The organism is Acidihalobacter yilgarnensis (assembly GCF_001753245.1).
In the GTDB taxonomy this organism is placed as follows: domain Bacteria; phylum Pseudomonadota; class Gammaproteobacteria; order DSM-5130; family Acidihalobacteraceae; genus Acidihalobacter; species Acidihalobacter yilgarnensis.
Genome location: NZ_CP017415.1, coordinates 2,753,624 through 2,772,839, shown reverse-complemented (window position 1 = coordinate 2,772,839; position 19,216 = coordinate 2,753,624). Strand labels below are relative to the sequence as shown.

General features: G+C 63.1%; 16 protein-coding genes, 2 tRNA genes and 2 pseudogenes. 9 read left to right on the top strand and 11 right to left on the bottom strand.

The features are described 5' to 3' along the window. The first annotated feature begins 51 nt into the window (after positions 1-51). From recA to BI364_RS13345, 8 genes are all read left to right on the top strand, one after another. Positions 52-1,092: a recombinase RecA gene (recA, locus tag BI364_RS13380; RefSeq protein WP_070080074.1), complete on the top strand. Its 1,041-nt coding sequence runs from the start codon at positions 52-54 to the stop codon at positions 1,090-1,092. Then, complete coding sequence (locus BI364_RS13375; protein ID WP_407639322.1) at positions 1,001-1,540, top strand: regulatory protein RecX; 540 nt, start codon at positions 1,001-1,003, stop codon at positions 1,538-1,540. Before recA ends, BI364_RS13375 begins: the two co-directional genes overlap by 92 nt. A gap of 23 nt (positions 1,541-1,563) precedes the next feature. Then, positions 1,564-4,197: an alanine--tRNA ligase gene (alaS, locus tag BI364_RS13370; protein ID WP_070080073.1), complete on the top strand. Its 2,634-nt coding sequence runs from the start codon at positions 1,564-1,566 to the stop codon at positions 4,195-4,197. A 46-nt stretch (positions 4,198-4,243) separates the two neighbouring features. Beyond that, positions 4,244-5,491 (top strand): aspartate kinase, encoded by a 1,248-nt coding sequence (locus BI364_RS13365; RefSeq protein ID WP_070079176.1) that lies wholly within the window; start codon positions 4,244-4,246, stop codon positions 5,489-5,491. A gap of 189 nt (positions 5,492-5,680) precedes the next feature. Then, entirely contained in the window at positions 5,681-5,884 is a 204-nt protein-coding gene (csrA, locus tag BI364_RS13360; RefSeq protein WP_070079175.1) for a carbon storage regulator CsrA, read from the top strand. A 100-nt stretch (positions 5,885-5,984) separates the two neighbouring features. Beyond that, positions 5,985-6,077: transfer RNA gene (locus BI364_RS13355), tRNA-Ser, on the top strand. A 69-nt stretch (positions 6,078-6,146) separates the two neighbouring features. Next, positions 6,147-6,223: transfer RNA gene (locus tag BI364_RS13350), tRNA-Arg, on the top strand. Between the two features lie 321 nt (positions 6,224-6,544). Further along, positions 6,545-7,444, top strand: a complete 900-nt coding sequence (locus BI364_RS13345; RefSeq protein ID WP_197495716.1) for a DMT family transporter — start codon at positions 6,545-6,547, stop codon at positions 7,442-7,444. 166 nt (positions 7,445-7,610) lie between these two features. Here the strand turns inward: BI364_RS13345 and BI364_RS13340 are convergent, their stop codons facing one another. From BI364_RS13340 to BI364_RS13290, 11 genes and pseudogenes are all read right to left on the bottom strand, one after another. Continuing rightward, the gene (locus tag BI364_RS13340) at positions 7,611-8,450 is read right to left on the bottom strand and encodes a symmetrical bis(5'-nucleosyl)-tetraphosphatase (RefSeq protein WP_070079173.1); all 840 of its coding nucleotides are present in this window, start codon (positions 8,448-8,450) and stop codon (positions 7,611-7,613) included. Positions 8,451-8,452: 2 nt separating this feature from the next. Beyond that, complete coding sequence (locus BI364_RS13335) at positions 8,453-9,055, bottom strand: class I SAM-dependent methyltransferase (protein WP_070079172.1); 603 nt, start codon at positions 9,053-9,055, stop codon at positions 8,453-8,455. 5 nt (positions 9,056-9,060) lie between these two features. After that, the gene (gene apaG, locus BI364_RS13330) at positions 9,061-9,444 is read right to left on the bottom strand and encodes a Co2+/Mg2+ efflux protein ApaG (RefSeq protein ID WP_070079171.1); all 384 of its coding nucleotides are present in this window, start codon (positions 9,442-9,444) and stop codon (positions 9,061-9,063) included. A gap of 33 nt (positions 9,445-9,477) precedes the next feature. Further along, the gene (gene glk, locus BI364_RS13325; RefSeq protein ID WP_070079170.1) at positions 9,478-10,488 is read right to left on the bottom strand and encodes a glucokinase; all 1,011 of its coding nucleotides are present in this window, start codon (positions 10,486-10,488) and stop codon (positions 9,478-9,480) included. Further along, positions 10,485-11,215: pseudogene (gene pgl / locus BI364_RS18770) on the bottom strand (6-phosphogluconolactonase). The gene glk and the pseudogene pgl overlap by 4 nt, the downstream one beginning before the upstream one ends. After that, the gene (tal, locus tag BI364_RS13315) at positions 11,212-12,339 is read right to left on the bottom strand and encodes a transaldolase (protein WP_070079169.1); all 1,128 of its coding nucleotides are present in this window, start codon (positions 12,337-12,339) and stop codon (positions 11,212-11,214) included. Before tal ends, pgl begins: the two are co-directional and overlap by 4 nt. 95 nt (positions 12,340-12,434) lie before the next feature. Then, positions 12,435-13,231: pseudogene (gene rsmA, locus BI364_RS13310) on the bottom strand (16S rRNA (adenine(1518)-N(6)/adenine(1519)-N(6))-dimethyltransferase RsmA). Next, positions 13,228-14,280, bottom strand: a complete 1,053-nt coding sequence (pdxA, locus tag BI364_RS13305; RefSeq protein ID WP_083251398.1) for a 4-hydroxythreonine-4-phosphate dehydrogenase PdxA — start codon at positions 14,278-14,280, stop codon at positions 13,228-13,230. Before pdxA ends, rsmA begins: the two are co-directional and overlap by 4 nt. Next, on the bottom strand, positions 14,222-15,586 hold the full coding sequence (locus BI364_RS13300; protein ID WP_070079167.1) for a peptidylprolyl isomerase: 1,365 nt from the start codon (positions 15,584-15,586) through the stop codon (positions 14,222-14,224). Before BI364_RS13300 ends, pdxA begins: the two co-directional genes overlap by 59 nt. After that, positions 15,570-17,759 carry an LPS-assembly protein LptD gene (locus tag BI364_RS13295; RefSeq protein ID WP_070079166.1) on the bottom strand — a complete coding sequence of 730 codons (2,190 nt, stop codon included), beginning with the start codon at positions 17,757-17,759 and terminating at the stop codon, positions 15,570-15,572. The genes BI364_RS13300 and BI364_RS13295 overlap by 17 nt, the downstream gene beginning before the upstream one ends. 44 nt (positions 17,760-17,803) lie before the next feature. Next, entirely contained in the window at positions 17,804-18,472 is a 669-nt protein-coding gene (locus BI364_RS13290; RefSeq protein WP_070079165.1) for an adenylate kinase, read from the bottom strand. 208 nt (positions 18,473-18,680) lie between these two features. On the opposite strand from BI364_RS13290, the gene ppa reads away from it, so the two are divergent. Then, on the top strand, positions 18,681-19,208 hold the full coding sequence (gene ppa, locus BI364_RS13285; protein WP_070079164.1) for an inorganic diphosphatase: 528 nt from the start codon (positions 18,681-18,683) through the stop codon (positions 19,206-19,208). Positions 19,209-19,216: the final 8 nt, after the last annotated feature.

Sequence of the window (19,216 nt, the reverse complement as noted above, 5' to 3'; positions counted from 1 at the left end):
TCGCGCCCTTTCGGACAGTTGCCGGTCCGGCCGGCGGGGAGAGGCTTCAAGGTGGACGAAAATCGTAAAAAGGCCCTCGCGGCGGCACTTGGTCAGATCGAAAAGCAGTTCGGCAAGGGCTCGGTCATGCGCATGGGTGACAGTCCCGCGTCGCGTGATATCGCGGTGATATCGACCGGTTCGCTCGCCCTGGACGTCGCATTGGGTGTGGGTGGCTTGCCGCGCGGCCGTGTGGTCGAGATCTACGGGCCGGAATCCTCGGGTAAGACCACGCTGACCTTGGAGACCATCGCCGAATGCCAGCGCGTGGGGGGCACCTGCGCCTTCATCGACGCCGAGCATGCGCTTGATCCCAGCTATGCCGAGAAGCTGGGTGTCAAGGTCGACGATCTGCTGGTGTCGCAGCCCGATACCGGCGAGCAGGCGCTTGAGATCGCCGATATGCTGGTGCGCTCTGGTGCGGTTGATCTTGTGGTGGTCGACTCGGTTGCCGCCTTGACCCCGAAGGCTGAAATCGAAGGTGAGATGGGCGATTCGCACGTTGGCCTACAGGCCCGATTGATGTCGCAGGCATTGCGCAAGCTCACCGCCAATATCAAACGCTCCAATACCCTGGTGATTTTCATCAACCAGATCCGCATGAAGATCGGGGTCATGTTCGGTAGCCCGGAGACCACGACCGGCGGTAATGCACTGAAATTTTATGCCTCGGTGCGTCTGGACATCCGTCGCATCGGCTCGATCAAGCGGGGTGATGAGGTAGTGGGCAACGAGACGCGCGTGAAGGTGGTCAAGAACAAGATCGCGCCGCCTTTTCGTCAGGCCGAATTCGAGATTCTCTACGGCGAGGGCGTGTCGCGCGAGGGCGAGCTGATCGAGATGGGCGTGCAGCAGGGATTGGTCGATAAATCTGGCGCCTGGTATAGCTACAACGGCGAACGGATTGGTCAGGGCAAGGACAACGTGCGTACCTTCCTCAAGGAGCACCCTGCGATGGCTGATGAAATCGATCGCGCGCTACGTGATCGTCTGTTGCCCAAGCGGGGCGGCGAGGCCGCGAATGCGCCAGCCGAGCAGGAAGCCGACGCCTAAAGCGTCCGTGCGGGAGCTTGCGCTCGGGTTATTGGCCCGGCGCGAGCATGGCCGGGCGGAACTGATGAGGAAGCTGGCGCAGCGCGGCTACGGCGCCAGCGAGGTCGCGCCCGTGCTGGATGTCTTGGCGGAGCAGGGCTTGCTCAGCGAGGCGCGTTATGTCGCGTCCTATGTGCGCAGCCGTGCCGAGCGCGGCTACGGTCCCTTGAGGATTCTGGCAGAGCTGCGCCAGCGCGGGGCATTGGAGCCCGTGGTACGTGAGGTGCTGGATGGCTGCGGGGAGCCATGGCGCGAATTGGCCGGGCGTTATTACCAGCGGCACTTCAGTGGCCCGCCGACGGATTATCGCGAACGCGCGCGACGTTGGCGACACATGCAACAACGCGGATTCGATGCGGACACCCTGGCGACCGTCCTCGACGACGAGGGCGACGGGGATGCCGTCTAACAAACCATAAATGGACCGACATGATTACGAGTGCTGAGCTGCGCAGGCGATTTCTGGACTTCTTCATCCAGCGGAAACACCAGGCCGTGCCTTCCAGTTCGCTGGTACCCGGTAATGATCCGACGTTACTGTTCACCAATGCGGGCATGGTGCAGTTCAAGGACGTGTTCCTGGGCCAGGACGATCGGCCCTACAGGCGGGCGACCACCGCGCAGCGCTGCGTGCGTGCCGGCGGCAAGCACAACGATCTTGAGAACGTGGGCTATACCGCGCGCCATCACACCTTCTTCGAGATGCTCGGCAACTTCAGCTTTGGCGATTATTTTAAGCGCGAGGCCATCCGCTACGCCTGGGAATTCCTGACCGTCGATCTTGGCCTGCCGCCCGAAAAACTTTGGGTCACCGTCTACGAGAGTGACGGCGAGGCGGCCGATATCTGGCTCAAGGAAATTGGCGTCGATCCGAAACGCTTCACGCGCATCGGCGACAAGCCCGGTGGCCGTCCCTACGAGAGCGACAACTTCTGGACCATGGGCGATACCGGTCCCTGCGGCCCGTGTACCGAAATTTTCTACGATCACGGCCCAGAAGTGGCCGGCGGTCCCCCGGGTTCCCCTGAGGAGGACGGCGACCGCTATATCGAGATATGGAATCTCGTGTTCATGCAGTACGACCGCGATCGCGAAGGCGTGATGACACCGCTGCCCAAGCCCTCGGTCGACACCGGCATGGGCCTTGAGCGGCTGGCGGCGGTTATTCAGGGGGTGCATAGCAACTACGAGATCGACCTGTTCCGTCATCTGATGCAGGCGGTCGCCGACCTCGCTGGTCTGGAGGCGTTGGATAATCCCTCGCTACGCGTGATCGCCGATCATATACGCTCGTGCAGCTTCCTGATCGCCGATGGTGTGCTGCCCGCCAACGAGGGGCGTGGCTACGTGCTGCGCCGGATCATTCGTCGGGCGGCGCGTCATGGCCACCGTCTAGGATTGCGCGATCCCTTTTTCCATCGTCTGGTCGCGCCGCTGGTCGACGAGATGGGCGAAGCCTATCCGGAACTCGCCGCGGCGCAGAACCGCATCGAGCAGGTCCTCGCGCAGGAGGAAGAACGCTTCGCCGAGACCCTGGAGAAGGGCCTGAGGCTTCTGGAGGACGCGGTCGTCGATCTCGACGGTGGCACACTCTCCGGCGAGTTGATCTTCCGCCTCTACGACACTTACGGATTTCCCGTCGACTTGACCGCCGATATTGCTCGCGAGCAGAGTTTCTCGCTTGATATGGCGGGCTTCGAGAAGGCGATGGCCGCACAGCGCGCGCAATCGCGCGATGCCAGCCGCTTTGATGTCGATTACAGCAAAACCGCGAAGATCGATGCCAAAACGGAATTTAGTGGCTACGAGCGTGTCGAGGATCAGGGGCGGGTGGTCGCGCTACTGCGCGAGGGCGAGCCGGTCGAGCGTCTGGCCGCTGGCGAAGCTGGTGGTGTTGTGCTTGATAACTCCCCTTTCTACGCCGAATCGGGTGGCCAGGTGGGCGACAGCGGCGCGCTGCGGGCGGCCGGTGTCGTCTTCGAGGTCGACGACACGCGTAAGCTCGGTGCCGCGCATCTGCATGTGGGCCGCCTGTGCAACGGCGAGCTGCGCGTTGGCGATCAGCTTGAAGCCCGTGTCGATGCCGCGCGTCGGCAGGCAATCATACTTAATCACTCGGCGACCCATCTGATGCACGAGGCCCTTCGTCGCATCCTCGGCGACCATGTCGAGCAGAAAGGCTCGCTGGTCACGCCAGAGCGACTACGCTTCGATTTTGCCCACTTCGCACCCGTCAGCGCAGAGGAACTGCGCGAAGTGGAGCGCCTGGTCAACGCCCAGATTCGCGAGAATCGCGACGCCAGCGCCGAGGTCATGGCCTTGGATGAGGCACGTAAGACGGGGGCCAAGGCCCTATTCGGTGAAAAATACGGCGATCGCGTACGTGTCCTGCGCATTGGTTTTTCGACGGAGCTCTGTGGTGGCACCCACGTGCGCCGGGTCGGTGACATCGGCGTGTTCAAAATTGTCTCCGAGAGCGGTGTGGCCGCAGGCATCCGGCGTATCGAGGCCATCACCGGCGAGGTTGCGTTGCGCCATCTTGACGCCCTTGATGCACGCCTGGATCAGATCGCAACCCTGCTCAAGACCGGGCGCGAGGGCGTCGACGATAAACTGCGTCAGCTCATCGAGCGTCAACGTACATTGGAGAAGTCCCTCGACGAGGCTAGGCGCAGCCTCGCCTCGCAAGCGGGCGCGGATCTTGCCGGCCAGGCACGGAACATTGACGGCATCTCAGTGTTGGCGGCGCGTCTCGATGGCATGGACACCAAGGAGCTGCGCGAGACGTTGGACCGCCTCAAGGATCAACTAGGTCACGCCGCGATCGTGCTCGCCGCCGTCGGCGAGGGAGATAAAATCACCTTGGTAGCCGGTGTGACCCAGGGCGAAACCGCTCGTATCCGCGCAGGCGATCTGGTCAACAGCGTTGCCGGGCAAGTCGGCGGCAAGGGCGGTGGCCGCCCAGATATGGCACAGGCGGGCGGCAACGACCCGTCGCAGCTCGATCAGGCTCTCGCGTCGGTACCTGCCTGGGTCGAATCGCAGCTTAAGCCCGTCACTTCCTGACAATCCCTGAAATGCGCCGACCAAACGGCGCCGGTTCGGAATCTTTATGGCACTTATTGTTCAGAAATATGGTGGCACCTCGGTGGGAACGCCGGAGCGCATCGAGGCCGTGGCCGACAAGATCAAGCGCTTCGTCGCGGATGGCCATCAGGTCGTCGTCGTCGTCTCCGCGATGTCGGGCGAGACCAATCGGCTGATCGATCTCGCCCATGCGATCGACCCCAAGGCACGTGGCCGCGAGCTTGATGTCCTGCTCGCGACTGGCGAACAGGTGACCATTGCGCTCTTGAGCATGGCGTTGACCCAGCGCGGTTGCCCCACGCGTTCGTATACCGGGGCGCAGGTGCGAATCCTCACCGACAGCGCCTACAACAAGGCTCGCATTCTCGATATTGATCAGACGCGCGTGCGCGCCGATCTGGAGGCCGGTCGCGTGGTGGTCGTTGCCGGCTTCCAGGGGGTCGACGCCGAGGGGCACATCACCACCCTTGGCCGTGGCGGCTCGGATACCACCGCTGTCGCCCTCGCTGCCGCTCTCAAGGCCGAGGAGTGCCAGATCTACACCGACGTCGACGGCGTCTACACGACCGATCCGCGGGTGGTCAACGACGCACGCCGCCTCGACCGCATCACCTTCGAGGAGATGCTGGAAATGGCGAGCCTGGGTTCCAAGGTCCTGCAGATCCGTTCGGTCGAATTCGCCGGCAAGTACAACGTGCCGCTGCGCGTGCTTTCCAGCTTCAAGGACGGCCCCGGCACCCTGATTACCTTCGAGGACAACACCATGGAAGATGCCCTGATCTCCGGCATTGCCTTCAGCCGCGACGAAGCCCAGCTCACGATCACCGGCGTGTCTGACGAGCCTGGTATCGCTTATCGCATCCTGGGCGCCATTGCCGAGCTGAATATCGAAGTCGATATGATCGTGCAGAACGTCAGTGCAGAAGGTTTGACCGACTTCACCTTCACTGTCCACCGTAACGACTATGATCGTGCCATGGAGCGTTTGCACGAGGTCGTCAAGGACATGGATGCACGCGAGGTGGTCGGCAATACCCGGATCGCCAAGATTTCGCTGGTCGGCGTTGGCATGCGTTCGCATGCTGGCATTGCCAGCAAGATGTTCGGCGTGCTGGGTCAAGAGGGCGTCAATATCCTGATGATCTCCACCTCGGAGATCAAGATTTCGGTGGTCGTTCAGGAGAAGTATTTGGAGCTGGCCGTTCGCGCCTTGCACGATGCCTTCAATCTGGCGCAGCTTCCTGAGGAACGTACTGACCTCCCGAATGCCTAACCCAGGCAGTCCGGGCCGCATCGATGTGAAGACGATGCCCTCCGGCATGGCTGGAACGAACGACTCGACAGGTTGACGCGGAGCACTTCGCCCTCGGCTGTCAGTGCGTCACGTTCCACGTGCCGGCAGATCGTCCCGTCGGCGGGTGTATGTCCGGATATCCCCGGATGATAGGAGCAGGAGGCTGAGATGCTGATATTGACGCGTCGGGTGGGCGAAACACTGGTGATCGGTGACGCCATAGAGGTGACCGTGCTTGGGGTCAAAGGCAACCAGGTGCGTTTGGGCATCAAGGCGCCTAAGGATGTCAGCGTGCATCGGGAAGAGGTTTACCAGCGCATTCATGGAGAGGTTCAGCCCGACGATGCCGGCGGTGGATCGGGGAATGAGTGAGCACGCCGGGCGTAAAGCAGTTTGCAGCTTTACCTATCGGGTTCCGGCGGGTATCCTTACGCCCTCTCTCGCTCCTGGGTGTGAGGGATTTGCGGTATACGGAGAGATGGCCGAGAGGCTGAAGGCGCTCCCCTGCTAAGGGAGTATGGGGTCAAAAGCTCCATCGAGGGTTCGAATCCCTCTCTCTCCGCCATCTGCATATTGGAAACACGGCTTCGGCTTGACGGCGAATCAAAGCTTCACCATAATTCGCCACCTTCACGCGCCCGTAGCTCAGCTGGATAGAGTACCTGGCTACGAACCAGGTGGTCGGGAGTTCGAATCTCTCCGGGCGCGCCATTATTTTCAAAGGCTTACCTGAATAGGGTGGGCCTTTTGTGTTTCTAGCGTAGGGCAATCGTAGCGTTGCCGGCGTTGTCCCTCAACGTGTGCGACTGGGTCGTGTTCAAAAAGCGCTCAAACGGCATGCGCGGATTGCGCGTCCATTTGTACATCACGTGAAGTGACCTCGCAGCATCGCCGAATCAAAAACAACGGAGACATAACGCCTCCCCTCGCTCGGTCTACGGGGTGGGGTTCTGATTTTCCTCGATGCTTTAGGGTGGATATAAGCCTCTCTTTTTCGCACGGATTCCCATGACACGTCATCCGATGTTCGGGTTGGTACTCGCGCTCTTTGGGGCTCTTACCATTACGCCTGACACGCTGTTTATGCGGTGGTCGGAGATGAGCGGTGCGCAGATGTTGGTTTGGCGGGGCCTGTTGATGGGAGGTGTTTTCGTCGCCGCCTGGATGGTTGTTTCTCATCGTACCCGGAAGGCCGATATCCGCGGATTTTTTTCAGGTGAGGGGTTGGCTGTGGTGTTGTGCCAGTTCGTCAGTACCTCGCTGTTCAGTCTTGGGGTCGCCATGGCGCCGGTCTCGGTCGTGTTGTTTGGCGTCGCTTCGGTGCCGGTATTCTCTGCGGTCTTCGGTTTTTTACTGCTGGGCGATGGCGTTCACTGGTCGACTTGGCTTGCCATTGTTGCGGTGATTACAGGCATTGGCATTGCTGTTTTCGGCGGAGGCCCAAGCGCTGTGGGCGGCGCGGGTAGCGTGTTGCTTGGAGCCGTCTCGGGTCTGGGTGTCGCGATAAGTCTTGCGCTCACCTTTGTTTCGATTCGTCGGAATCCCGAGGCACCTATCTTGTTGACGGTCGGCGTGGGGGCGCTTCTGTCGGGCGTTGCCGCGCTGTTCATCATTGGGCCGGCCGCAGCGCTGCAAGGAAATATAGGGTTTATTGCGATTACGGGTATCGTGATCTTACCCGTATCGTTTTTCTCGCTTTCATTGGCCTCACGTCATACGTTGACTGCGAACGTGAGCCTCGTGATGCTCATGGAGACTGTACTCGGCCCGCTCTGGGTTTGGTTAGGTACGGGGGAAAGGCCGACAAGCGGGATGCTGATGGGGGGTGTCATCGTGGTCGGCAGCCTTGCGCTTTATCTCGGGTATTCGGCCTATGGCGAGATTTGGCGGCGGCGCGAGACACCGGTGGTGGTTCCGGTCGCGCGCCAATAAAGCCGTACATTGATTCTGACTGGGCTTGATCGGTCTGGGAATGGCTCTGTTGGCCGGCGAAGACGCTGGTATGACGAGTGCCGTTTAGCCGTGAGCTGACGTTGGAGCGGGACGCGGTGGCGCTGCCAGTAATTAGCCTGGGGTTAATGGCGTCCTTGCCGGCACGTCAGATGCGTTGGCCGCGCGGCTGGCGGGCCTGTGGACACACGACGGCGGTGATCGGGCGTTGCGGGTGATCTAGGCGTACCGCGCTGAGTGCGCCACCCCAGACACAACCAGTATCGAGGGCGAGGAGCTCTGGCTCGTTGATGAGGCCGAGTGTGGACCAATGGCCAAAGACGATACGCGCATCGGCACTACGGCGCGCGGGAACTCGGAACCAGGGCGTCAGCCCGGTGGGCGCATCGTCGGGAGCGTCCTTGCAGCGATGATCGAGCCGGCCGGCGGCATCGACATAGCGCATGCGGGTGAGGGCGTTGAGGATGAAGCGCCGACGTGCCATGCCAGCGAGATCTTCGGACCAGCGGTCGGGCAGGTCGCCGTACATGTTTGCGAAGAGTGCCGCGGGAGAGGTGCGCAGTTCGGCCTCGATTTCAGCGGCATAGTCGAGTGCGTGTGGAATATCCCACTCGGGCGGCAGTCCGGCATGGACCATCGTCCAGCCGAGCGTTGCGTCGTGGTGCAGCAGTGGGCGCCGACGTAACCAGTCCAGCAGCTCGGCGGCGTCCGGCGCGTCGAGGACCGGTTGCAGGGTGTCTCCTCGATGCAGTCCATCGCCGTTTTCGGCAACCGCGAGGAGATGCAGGTCGTGATTGCCGAGTACGCACACGGCGGCTATGCCCAGCATGCGTACGAAGCGCAGGGTTTCGAGCGACTGCGGCCCGCGGTTAACCAGGTCGCCAACCAGCCATACCCGGTCGGTGGCCGGGTCGAATCGCAATTTTTCGAGCAGGCGTTCGAGCGGGTCCAGACAGCCCTGGAGGTCGCCGACGGCATACACGGCCAAGGTTAGGTACGCTCCAGCGTGATCTCGCGGAACCAGCCGCCAGCGGCGACCGGGCGATCTTCGAGCATGCGCAGGTTCGGCGTGTCGGCGAGGATGTTTTCGAACACCACGTCGGTGCGCGTGGCCAGCCGGCGCATCAGTGGGTTGATAAGCCGACGCAATGGCGCAGGGTGACCGGGTCTTAGAAACTTGTCGAGGATCAGCAGATGCGCGCCGGGGCGGGCAATACGCGCGGCCTCGCGCAGGCAGGCGACCGGGTCAGGCACCACGGCGAGGATGAGGTGCATCACGACCGTGTCGAAACTGGCATCTGACAGATCGAGATGTTGCACGTCTCCGACCTGCAGCGTGATGGGCAGGTTTAGCTGTTTCGCCCGCTGACGCGCGCGCGCCAGCATGGCCGGCGTGAGGTCGACACCGAGATAGCGGTTACCCGGTGGGAGGTGAGGCAGATCGAGGCCGGTGCCGATACCGAGCAGGGAGATGTCGCGTTCGCGCTCAGCGCCGAGGCGCACGAGGCTATGCGCACGCAGCGCGTGCGTGCCCCGCGCCAGCAAGACGTCGTAGATCGGTGCCCAGAGGGTATAGGCGCCGCGCAGTGACATGCCGGTCAGTGTAGGGTGCGCGGCGCGGCGAGGACGAAGGGTTTGATTTCCGCGTCGAAGCGTGTGCCGTCGTCTGCGATCATCTGATAGCTGCCCTGCATACTGCCGACCGCGGTCGGCAGCTGGGTGCCGCTGGTGTAGCGGAAGGCCTCGCCGGGGCGCAGGTGGGGATGTTCTCCTACTACACCGGGGCCGCGGACTTCCTGCACGGCGCCGTCCGCATCGGTGATCAGCCAATGGCGCGAAAGCAGGCGCGCGGGGTGGGCACCGCGATTCTGGATGGTGATGGTATAGGCAAATACGTAACGGCTACCGGATGGGTCGGACTCGCCGGATAGGTATTCGGTTTCAACATCCACTTGGATGGCGTAATCGGGAGTCGTAGTCATGCGGCCATTATACCTGTGCGGGGCGCATCGGTCTTAACTGTTCACGCGGGTTTCGGCCAGCCGGCGCGCGCATTCGAGTGCGCCGGCCAGACCGGCGTGTTCGTCGAGAATGACCTGTAGCGGCATGGCCTCCAGCAGCGCTTGCATCGGTGGGCGATCAGTGAAGGCGGCGATGACGTCGGGTTCACGTAGCCGCGATAGGATCTTGGGTGCGATGCCACCGGCGAGGTAAACCCCGCCGAAGGGCAGCACGGCGAGTGCGAGGTCGGCGGCTTGTCCGGCGTAGATCTCGACGAACAGGCTCAGGGCATCGACGGCCTGCGGATCGCTGCCGGCCAGCGCGGCCTGGGCGACGACGGCGGCTGGATCGCGGGCTGCCAGCGCGGCACCTGGCGCCAGACCGGCCTCGTCGCAGACGAATGCGTAGGCGCGCCGCAGCCCATCACCCGAGCATAGATATTCGCGCGTGCAGCGCCCCTCGTGGGCGAGAACATATTCGGCCAAGCGCAACTGGCGTAGGTTCGCCGGGGCGAAGTTCGAGTGCCCGGCTTCGGCCGGAAGCAAGCGTGGCGGGCCGTTATCGCCGGGGCAGAAGGTACACACGCCGAGCCCGGTGCCCGCGCCGACCACCAGGCTGGGCGCGGTGGGGTCCGGTTGGCCGGCCTGGAGCGTGGCGAGGGCCTTAGGTGGCAGTGTCGCCAGGGCATGGCCGATGGCGGCAAAGTCGTTGATCAGGCGGATCTGAGGGATATCGAGTGCGTGCTGGAGATCTTCGCTGTCGAGCCGCCAGGGCAGGTTGGTGAGTTGCGCTTGCTGGCGATCATGCTGGTCCTGGATCGGTCCGGCCAGGGCGAAACAGGCGCCCATTATCGCGTGCGGGCCGTCGGGGGCGGTGGCGAGGAAGTCGGACACCATGGATGCAAGATCGCTATAAGTCGCGCTGGGATAGCGGGCCTCATGCAGGCGTTCGATGCCATGATCGCCGGTGCGCGCGAGCACCAGGAAGGTTTTGGTGCCGCCAATATCGCCGGCCAGCAGCGTCATGCGCTACCTCGTGCAGCGGCATCGAGATACCACTCGGCATTCGGGCCGGAGACACGTTCGGCCGGCAGCGGCGCTTCGTCAGCGGCGGGGCCGCGCGCCAGGCGTGCCAGCATATCGCTCTTGCCGGCACCCTCGACCACGAACAGCAGGTGACGGGCGTGTTCGAGTACCGGCAGTGTCAGCGAAATGCGCCAAGCGCCCAGTCGCGGTACGCGCACAGCGGCAACCGGGGTGTCGAGTACGTCGAGGATGGGCGTGCCGGGGAACAGCGAGGCGGTATGGCCGTCGGGACCGAGGCCGAGGAGTACGGCATCGAGTATCGGCCATCCCGCGTGCAGCGGCAGGTGAGCGGTCAGGGCGTCGGCGTAGTCGGCGGCTACGCGTTCGGGGGTGAAGTCGGTGCCGGTGATCATCGGGTGAATCTGACTGGCCGGGATCGCCACGCGCGCAAGCAGGGTCTCGCAGGCCATGCGGTAATTGCTGTCCGCGTGGTCGGGGGGACGCAGCGCTCATCGCCGAACCAGATTTCCCAGCGGTTCCACTCGACATTCTCATGCTCGGCGAGGCGCTCGTATAGCCGGCGCGGGGTGTTGCCGCCGGCGAGCGCGAGATGAAAGCAACCACGTGCCGCGATGGCGGCATCCGCAAGTGCGAGTATCCGTTCGGCCACCGCAGCATAGAGGTGGTCGGCATTGGCCAGCGTGTGGCAGGGCGTGCCGGACTTCATGCCTTAACCTTGATGCGGTCGAGCTGCGTCGCGATGCCTCCAAGCAGGTGGTGGAAGGCCTCGGTAAAGGAGGCAACACCTTCTCGTTCGAGTTGATCGGTGGCTTCATCAAGGTCGATGCCGAATGTGGTAAGGCTTGCGATACAGGCCTTCGCCGCGTCGATATCGCCAGGCAGGGTGGCAGCGGGTATGGAGCCGCGTTTCAGCAGTGTCTGGTAAGTGGCGGGCGGCAACGTATTGACGGTGTGCGCACCGATCAGTTCGTCTACATAGAGCAGCGGTGGATAATCCGGATTCTTGGTGCTGGTGCTGGCCCACAGCAGACGCTGGGGGTGTGCGCCTGCCTTGGCGAGGCGCTGCCAGCGCGGACTATCGATGATCTGCGTGAAGTGTGCGTAGGCGAGTTGTGCGTTGGCAATGGCGCAGCGCCCGAGCAGCGCGTGCGCTTCCGGGTTCGGATGGGCCGCGAGGCGGGCATCCAGCAGGCTGTCCACACGACTGACGAAAAAACTCGCGACGGAGCTGATGCCATCCAGCGGCAGGCCGCGGTCCAGGCGCGCCTCCAGGCCGCCAAGATAGGCTTCGACGACTTCGACATAGCGCGCCACGGCGAACAGCAGGGTAACGTTGATGCTGATACCCGCCTCGGTAAGGTGGCGGATGGCCTGCAAGCCGGCTTGCGTGGCAGGCACCTTGATCATCAGGTTGGCGCGGTTGACCTTGTCATGCAGGGCGAGCGCTTCGTTGACAGTGGCGTCGGTGTCGTGGGCTAGCTCGGGGGAGACTTCCAGGCTGACGAAGCCATCGCGGCCCGCGCTGCTTCGATAAACCTCGGTGAATTGATCGGCCGCAGCGCAGATGTCCTCTATCGCCAGTTTGAAAAATATTTCCTGTGATGATTGTTTGGGGTCGCGGCGATATGCGTCGAGCAAGGCTTCATCGTAAAGGTTGCCCTCGGAAATGGCCTTATCGAAGATGGCGGGGTTGGAGGTCATGCCGCGCAATCCCTCCTGAGTCACCATGCGCTGGAGCTCGCCGGAACTCATGAGGTCGCGGCGGATGTAATCGAGCCAGATGCTTTGGCCCTGCTCGGTGAGGGTGTGTAACGGGGTGGGATTCGACATGCGTGCCTCCCTGATAGGTGGTTGCTGCAAGTCTAGCAGTCCGCCGGCCAATCCCGGTCGTCGATCGCAGGGTATTCGCCGCGCCACGGGGCGTGTTATGGATTTTGACCCTGCGTATCGAGGCGAGTTCGGATTTCGTTGGCCAGGCGTGCGAATTCAGCCACCGACAGGGTTTCGGCGCGCCGCACGGGATCGATGTCCGCGCGTACGAAGTCGTCGGCCTCCAGCGTGCCGCGCAGCCCTCGTCCGAGAGTCTTGCGCCGCTGCGAGAAGGCTTGCTCAACCAGGCGCGCAAACAGGCGCTCATCGCGTGCTGGGTGCGGCGGTGCGGGCCAGGGCGTCAGTCGCACCAATGCGGAATCGACCTTGGGCGGTGGCGTGAAGGCGCCAGGGCCAACCTCGAATAGGGCCTCGGCACGGCAGCGGTATTGCACCATCACCGACAGTCGTCCGTAAGACTTGCTGCCGGGGGCGGCGGCCAGCCGTTGTACGACCTCGCGCTGGAGCAGGAAGGTCATATCGCGCACCTGCGGGAGGGCATCGATCAGGTGGAAGATCAGTGGTGTGGAAATATTGTAGGGCAGGTTGCCGACAACACGCAGGCCTTGGGGGGCGCAATGGCGGCGAAATCGAAACGCAGGGCATCGGCCGCGTGCAAGGTGAGTCGTTCGCCGAAGCGGCGGCGGAGCTTGGGGAGCAGGTCACGGTCGAGTTCGACTGCGTCGAGGTGATCGATGCGTGCAAGCAGCGCGGCCGTCAGCGCGCCTTCACCGGGGCCAATCTCGATCAGGACGTCATCGGGCAGGGGGGCGATGGCCGCGGCGATACGCGCGATGACCTGCTGATCGTGCAGGAAGTTCTGACCGAAACGCTTGCGCGGGACGTGGCTCATGTTGTCGCGGCGCGTCTGCCCAGCAAGGCCGCAAGGTCAATGGCGGCCGCCAGACTGCCGGTTTCGGCGCGGCCGCTGCCGGCGAGATCGAGCGCGGTGCCGTGATCCACGGAGGTGCGCACGATGGGGAGGCCGAGGGTGATATTCACTGCCTGGCCAAAACCGACGTATTTGAGCACGGGCAGGCCTTGATCGTGGTACATGGCAAGCACGGCATCGGCATGTTCGAGGTGTCGAGGGGTGAACACGGTGTCGGCAGGCAACGGTCCGACGAGATTCAGGCCCTCGCCACGCAGGGTCTCAAGGGTCGGGGCGATGATTTCGATTTCCTCGCGCCCGAGGTGACCGCCTTCGCCGGCATGCGGATTGAGCCCGCAGACCAGGATGCGCGGGTTTGCGAGCCCGAAGCGCGCGCGCAGGTCGTGATCGAGGATACGCAGCACGCGTGTCAGTCGTTCGGCGGTGATCGCGCCGCTGACTTCGGCGAGCGGCAGGTGCGTGGTGGCCAGTGCGACCCGCAATTGCCCGGCGGCGAGCAGCATGACCGGGTGTACGCCGCCGCAGCGCTCGGCGAGGAACTCGGTATGACCGCTGAAGGGTACGCCCGCGTCGTTGATCACGCCCTTGTGCACGGGTCCGGTGACCAGCGCGGCAAACTCGCCGCGCTGGCAGCCGTCGGTTGCGCGCCGCAGTGTTTCGAGGACGTATTCGGCATTGCCCGTGTCGAGTCGTCCGGGTACTTCAGGATGCCCTAGCGGGATCGGCAACACGCGCAGCGCGCCGGGCTGTGCGCTGGGTATGGGCCCTGGTTCGACGAGCTGCAGATCCAGCGCCAGACCGAGGCATTTGGCGCGCCGCGCGAGCAGCGCTGGGTCGGCGACGACGACCCAGTCGTCCGTAGGCCGGGTGCTGGCGAGCTGGACGATCAGATCGGGGCCGATCCCGGCTGGCTCTCCGGGGGTGATCGCGAGTGTTGTGGTACTCACGCGCTCAGGACGCCGCGCCTGTCTTGGCGGTTGCGCTGCCCTGGTCGAGACGGATGTCCACATAGGCTTCGTCGCGCAGCCGGCGCAACCAAATGTTCAATGCTTCCGCGCGCTTGCGCTGGTATAGGATGTTCTGGGCCTGGGCGTGCAGCATCTTCTCGGTGCTGTCGACGGCGCGTTTGCCGGTGACCTCGATCAGGTGCCAGCCGAACGGCGAGTGAAAGGGTTGGCTGAGCGTGTTCAGCGGCAGCGACTCCATGACCTTGCTGAATTGTGGCACGAGCTGCGCCGGATTGAGCCAGCCGAGGTCGCCGCCATTGGCCGCGCTGCCGGGGTCCATGGAGTTGGCCTGAGCGAGCTTGGCGAAGCTGGCGCCATGCAGGATTTCATTGCGCAGTCGTTCGATCTTGGCCTTGGCCTGGGTATTGCTGAGCAAGGCGTTCGGGGTGATCAGTATCTGTTTGACCTTGTACTCGGTGGTCTTGATCTGCTTGCCGCCACGTAGTCCCAGGAGCTTGACCAGGTGATAGCCACTGGGGCTGCGGATCGGCTGACTGACCTCGCCGGTCTTGAGTACGTTGACCGTACGCACGAAATAGGTTGGCATCTGGTCGGTGGTCATCCAGCCGAGATCACCACCCTTGAGGGCGTTTTGTCCCGCCGAATCTGCAATCGCCAGCTTGCTGAACGGCGTGCCCTGTTCGGTCTGTTTGCGGATGTCTTCGGCCTTGTTCAGTGCGGCTTCGATCTGTTTGGGGGCTGCTGCACCGGGGATCGGAATGAGGATTTGCGCGAGGTGATACTCGACGCCGGGATCGAGTTGGTTGGCGTGTTGGGCCAGGAAGTCGCGTACTTCCTGGTGGGTGATATGCACGCGGTCGCCAACCTCGCGTTGTTCCAGCTTCTGCATGGTCAGCCGGTCGCGGATGTTTCTGACGAAGTGCTTCCAGGGCTGGCCGCTGGCGATTACGCGCTTGCGCAGATCGTCAAGCGACATCTGGTTGTTGGCGGCGATGGTGTTGAGGGTGTCATTGAGGGTCATGTCGTCGATCTTGATGCCCATTCGCTTGGCCGTCTCGAGCTGTAGCTCGTCGATGATCATGCGCTTGAGCACCTGTTGTTCGAGGACCTTGTGGCTGGGTAGTGTGTTACCCGAGCTTTGCAGCTGCTGCGCCACTTCGGCGGTTTTTTCATCGAGCTGGCGCTGCGTGATGACCCCCTCGTTGACCACGGCGACGATGCGGTCAATGAGCTGCGGCGGCGGGGCCGCAGTGTCGGCGGCTCGGGCCGGTGACAGGGTAACCAGCGCGAGGGTCAGGGCGAACGATGCCGCGATGGCGCGCGAAAGGTGTTTAGGCAGGAGGTACATAGTCGGGAATGGTCCGTTGTAGATAGGTGCCGATCGGGGTGCCGAGATTACCCAGCCCCTTGAGGACGAGTTCGAAAGAGATGCCCTCATTGTAACTGCCGTTGAGGGTCGTGAGGTAGCGCTGTGCGAGCAATCGCAGCGCCCAGCAGCAAGTGTCGTATTGGACGCCTGCAAAGGCCTGCAGCATACGCTTGTCCTGTGGCGAGTAGCTCAGGCTCGTCGCCAACTGCCAGTGGCGGGTAAGCGGCCAGGCGAACGAAAGGCTCGCCTGGTCATACTGATTGCGATAGTACTGATAGCCTAGGTTGATCAATTGGTCCTGCGACAGCCGGTATTGCGCATTGAAGGTGGCGGTATCCACGGTGTGTGTTGTCGGGTTCAGGTTGATGCCGGCATTGGCCCACCAGTTTCGGGCGATGGCCACGTTGATCTGGCTGACGTAGTCCGAGCGCTGGGCGGTATCGACGGGTTGCCCCGGCAGGGTAACCAGCCGGGGCTGGAAATAGAAGATCTGGCCGATGCTCGCGCTCATCAGTTCGTTGCCGGTGTCGGTATTGATAAAGCGCGTGGTCACGGCCGCTGTGAGCTGGTTGGCGTTGCTCACGCGGTCGGCGCCGACGAAGCGATTGTCCGTGAACATCTGGCTGAAGGACAACGGGAACGAGGTCGTATCGAAGATCGGCAGGGCCTGTTGATTCTGGTAGGGCACATAGAGATAGAAGAGCCGGGGCTCAAGGATCTGCAGGGTATGCGCGCCGGCAGTGCGTTCGAAATACAGACCGCCGTCGAGACTTGCGATGGGCAGGCTGCGGGTGGGGTTTGCGGGTTCGCCGGGAATTTGATTCTGCAGCCGGTACGCCGTGTAGCGGTAGGACATGGTCGGCGTGAGAAACCAGGCCGCGCCGCTTAGCGGCAGGCGGGCGGTGGGCATCAAGTCCAGGCGGTTGCCGATTACGCTGCCCGGGCGGACGAAGCGGGACCATTGCGAGCGTAGGCTGATCTGCAGTCCGTCGGCGGGTGTCGGCAGATGGGCGTTGAAGTCGATCTGCGGCAGGATCGCATAGGGGGCCGCGTTGGCCGGCAGCGCAGGGTCCAGCACCTGGTATTGCTGGGCGATGGTCGACAGCGACCAGCGGTCGCCGTAATAGCTCATCCCCGCACCCTGACCGAGAAAAGTGGTGTCCACGTTCCGCAGGGTGGTGCCCAGATCGTTGAAGTAATTGGGGTCGGAAACGCGGCTGTAGTCTATGTAGGTCGATAAGTTCTGCGCCGGACTGGCCTGCTGACGGAACGAAAATAGATAGCGCGAGCCGCCGAACAGACGATCGTAAGGCAGGTAGTTGGTGTTCAGTTCGCTGCGGCTGCGTGTGCCGAGATAGCGCAGCTGGGTACCGAGGCCGAAGCCGCGCGTGCTGAAAATTTCCGGTGTGAATGTGGCGTCTGCTTGCGGCGCGATATTCCAGTAAATCGGCTGCTGGTACTGGAAGCCCGCGTTCGTAGTCTGCCCGATGACCGGTGGCAGCAATCCGGATTTGCGGTGATTGCTCAACGGAAAGCTGAGATAAGGGGTGTAGAGAATGGGTACGCCCTTGAAGCGGATCAGTACGTCGCGCGCGGTGCCTACCCCGGCGGCTTGGTTGAGGTGCACTTCGCTTGCGGACAACTGCCAGGCGCGATGGCCGATGGGGCAGGTGCTGTAGGTCGCCTGGCTGAGTGCGGTCCGGGCAGGGCCGAGCCGGTGGATGCTCGCCGCTTCGCCGCGGGCGTGCGCGGGATAGAGGTGATAGCGGGCGAGATCGATGGTGCCGGTTTGGTGTCCGAAATCGTAGTGGCCATGACCGCCTGCGACCTTCATGTCCGGTGTTTCCAGTGTCAGTGGTCCCGGCGAGACGGCAAGCTGGGTGTCATTGTTGAAGTTGAGCGCGTTGGACAGCAGGGTCTGGTCGCCACGGGTCAGTTGCACGCGGCCTTCCAGCCGGGAGACGCCGTGCGGGTCGAGCAAGGCGCGGTCGGCGAGGACGTGGACCAGGTCGTCGCCGTACCGTGGCACGGGTATGCGGGGTTCCAGGGGGCAGAGGGCCCATTCGCCGATCTCGCCGCCGGCTGCCCAAGCGCCGGCGGCGTGCAACATCGCCATCGCCAGCGCGATGCCGGCGAGTGGCCTCAGTCGCATCGGCGCGTTGCGGGCAGCCCGCCGTCGCAAAGCTGCCGCACCGCTTAGCGCGCCGTCTGCTGCGACAGCCTGGCGTCGATATCGGCGGTGATGGCGGCGAAAATGGTGTCGATGTCGCCAATGCCGGCGATCCGCCGCAGGCGGTTGTCTCCAGCGTAATACTCGATCAGTGGCTTGGTTTGTGCTTCGTAGACGCCGAGGCGTTTGTCGATGGTTGCTTCGTTGTCGTCGGCACGATGAATCAGTGTACCGCCGCACTGATCGCAGATGCCGGGGCGACGGGGGGGCGAGGTATAGGTGTTGAACACCGTGCTGCAGTCGCTGCAGGTGAGGCGCCCGAGCAGGCGCTGCTTGAGGCTGGTGATGTCGACGTCGATGAGGAGGGCGAGATCCAGCGGCTGACCGGTCTCGGTCAGCATCTCGTCAAGCGCTTCGGCCTGGGCGAGATTGCGCGGGAAGCCGTCGAGAATGTAGCCCTGCGCAGCGTCCGGGCGGGCCAGGCGCTCGCGGATCATCCCGAGAACAACGCTGTCCGGCACCAGTTGTCCGGCGTCCATAAAGCCCTTGGCCTCGCGTCCGAGCGCACTGCCTTCGCCGACCGCGGCGCGTAGCAGGTCACCCGTGGAAACCTGCGGAATGCCATAGCGCTCGACCAATTTCTGGCCCTGTGTGCCCTTGCCCGAACCGGGCGCTCCCAAGAGTACGATCCTCATGGCGCACGAACCTCTGCCGTATAAATGGTGAATGGTGGGCGCCACTTATACCGGCTGGCCGGTGACCACGCAAGCAAGGCGCCTGGCAGGTATAATGGGCGGCGCCATGCGCGATAGCGTGTTCCGGGGGGAACGATGGGCACTCTCGTGCGCTCTGCGACCCCCCCCCGAATGGCAAACCATCCATTACTACGCCTTGAGGACAAACATGAATCTCGCCAATTTGCCGGCCGGTGAAGCCCTGCCCGACGACTTCAATGTGGTCATCGAAATCCCGGCCCTTGCTCCGCCGGTCAAATACGAAATTGATAAAGACAGCGGCGCCTTGATGGTCGACCGCTTCATGGGGACCTCGATGGTCTACCCCTGCAACTATGGCTTCATTCCGCACACCTTGTCTGAGGACGGCGATCCGGTGGATGTGCTCGTGGTCACGCCGATCCCGCTCTATGCCAGCAGCGTGATCCGCTGCCGCCCCGTCGGCATGCTGCAAATGACCGACGAGAAAGGTCCGGATGCGAAGATCATCGCGGTGCCGGTCAACAAGCTGTATCCCGGCTATGCCCACATCCAGTCGCCTGCGGACCTGCCCGAGTTTCTACTCGGCCAGATTCAGCATTTCTTCGAACAGTACAAGGCGCTGGAGGTCGGTAAGTGGGTCAAGGTTGACGGTATCCAAGGGCTGGAGGCTGCGCGTGCCGAGATCCTGGCCAGCGCTGCGCGCGCCAAGGGTTGAGTCGGTCA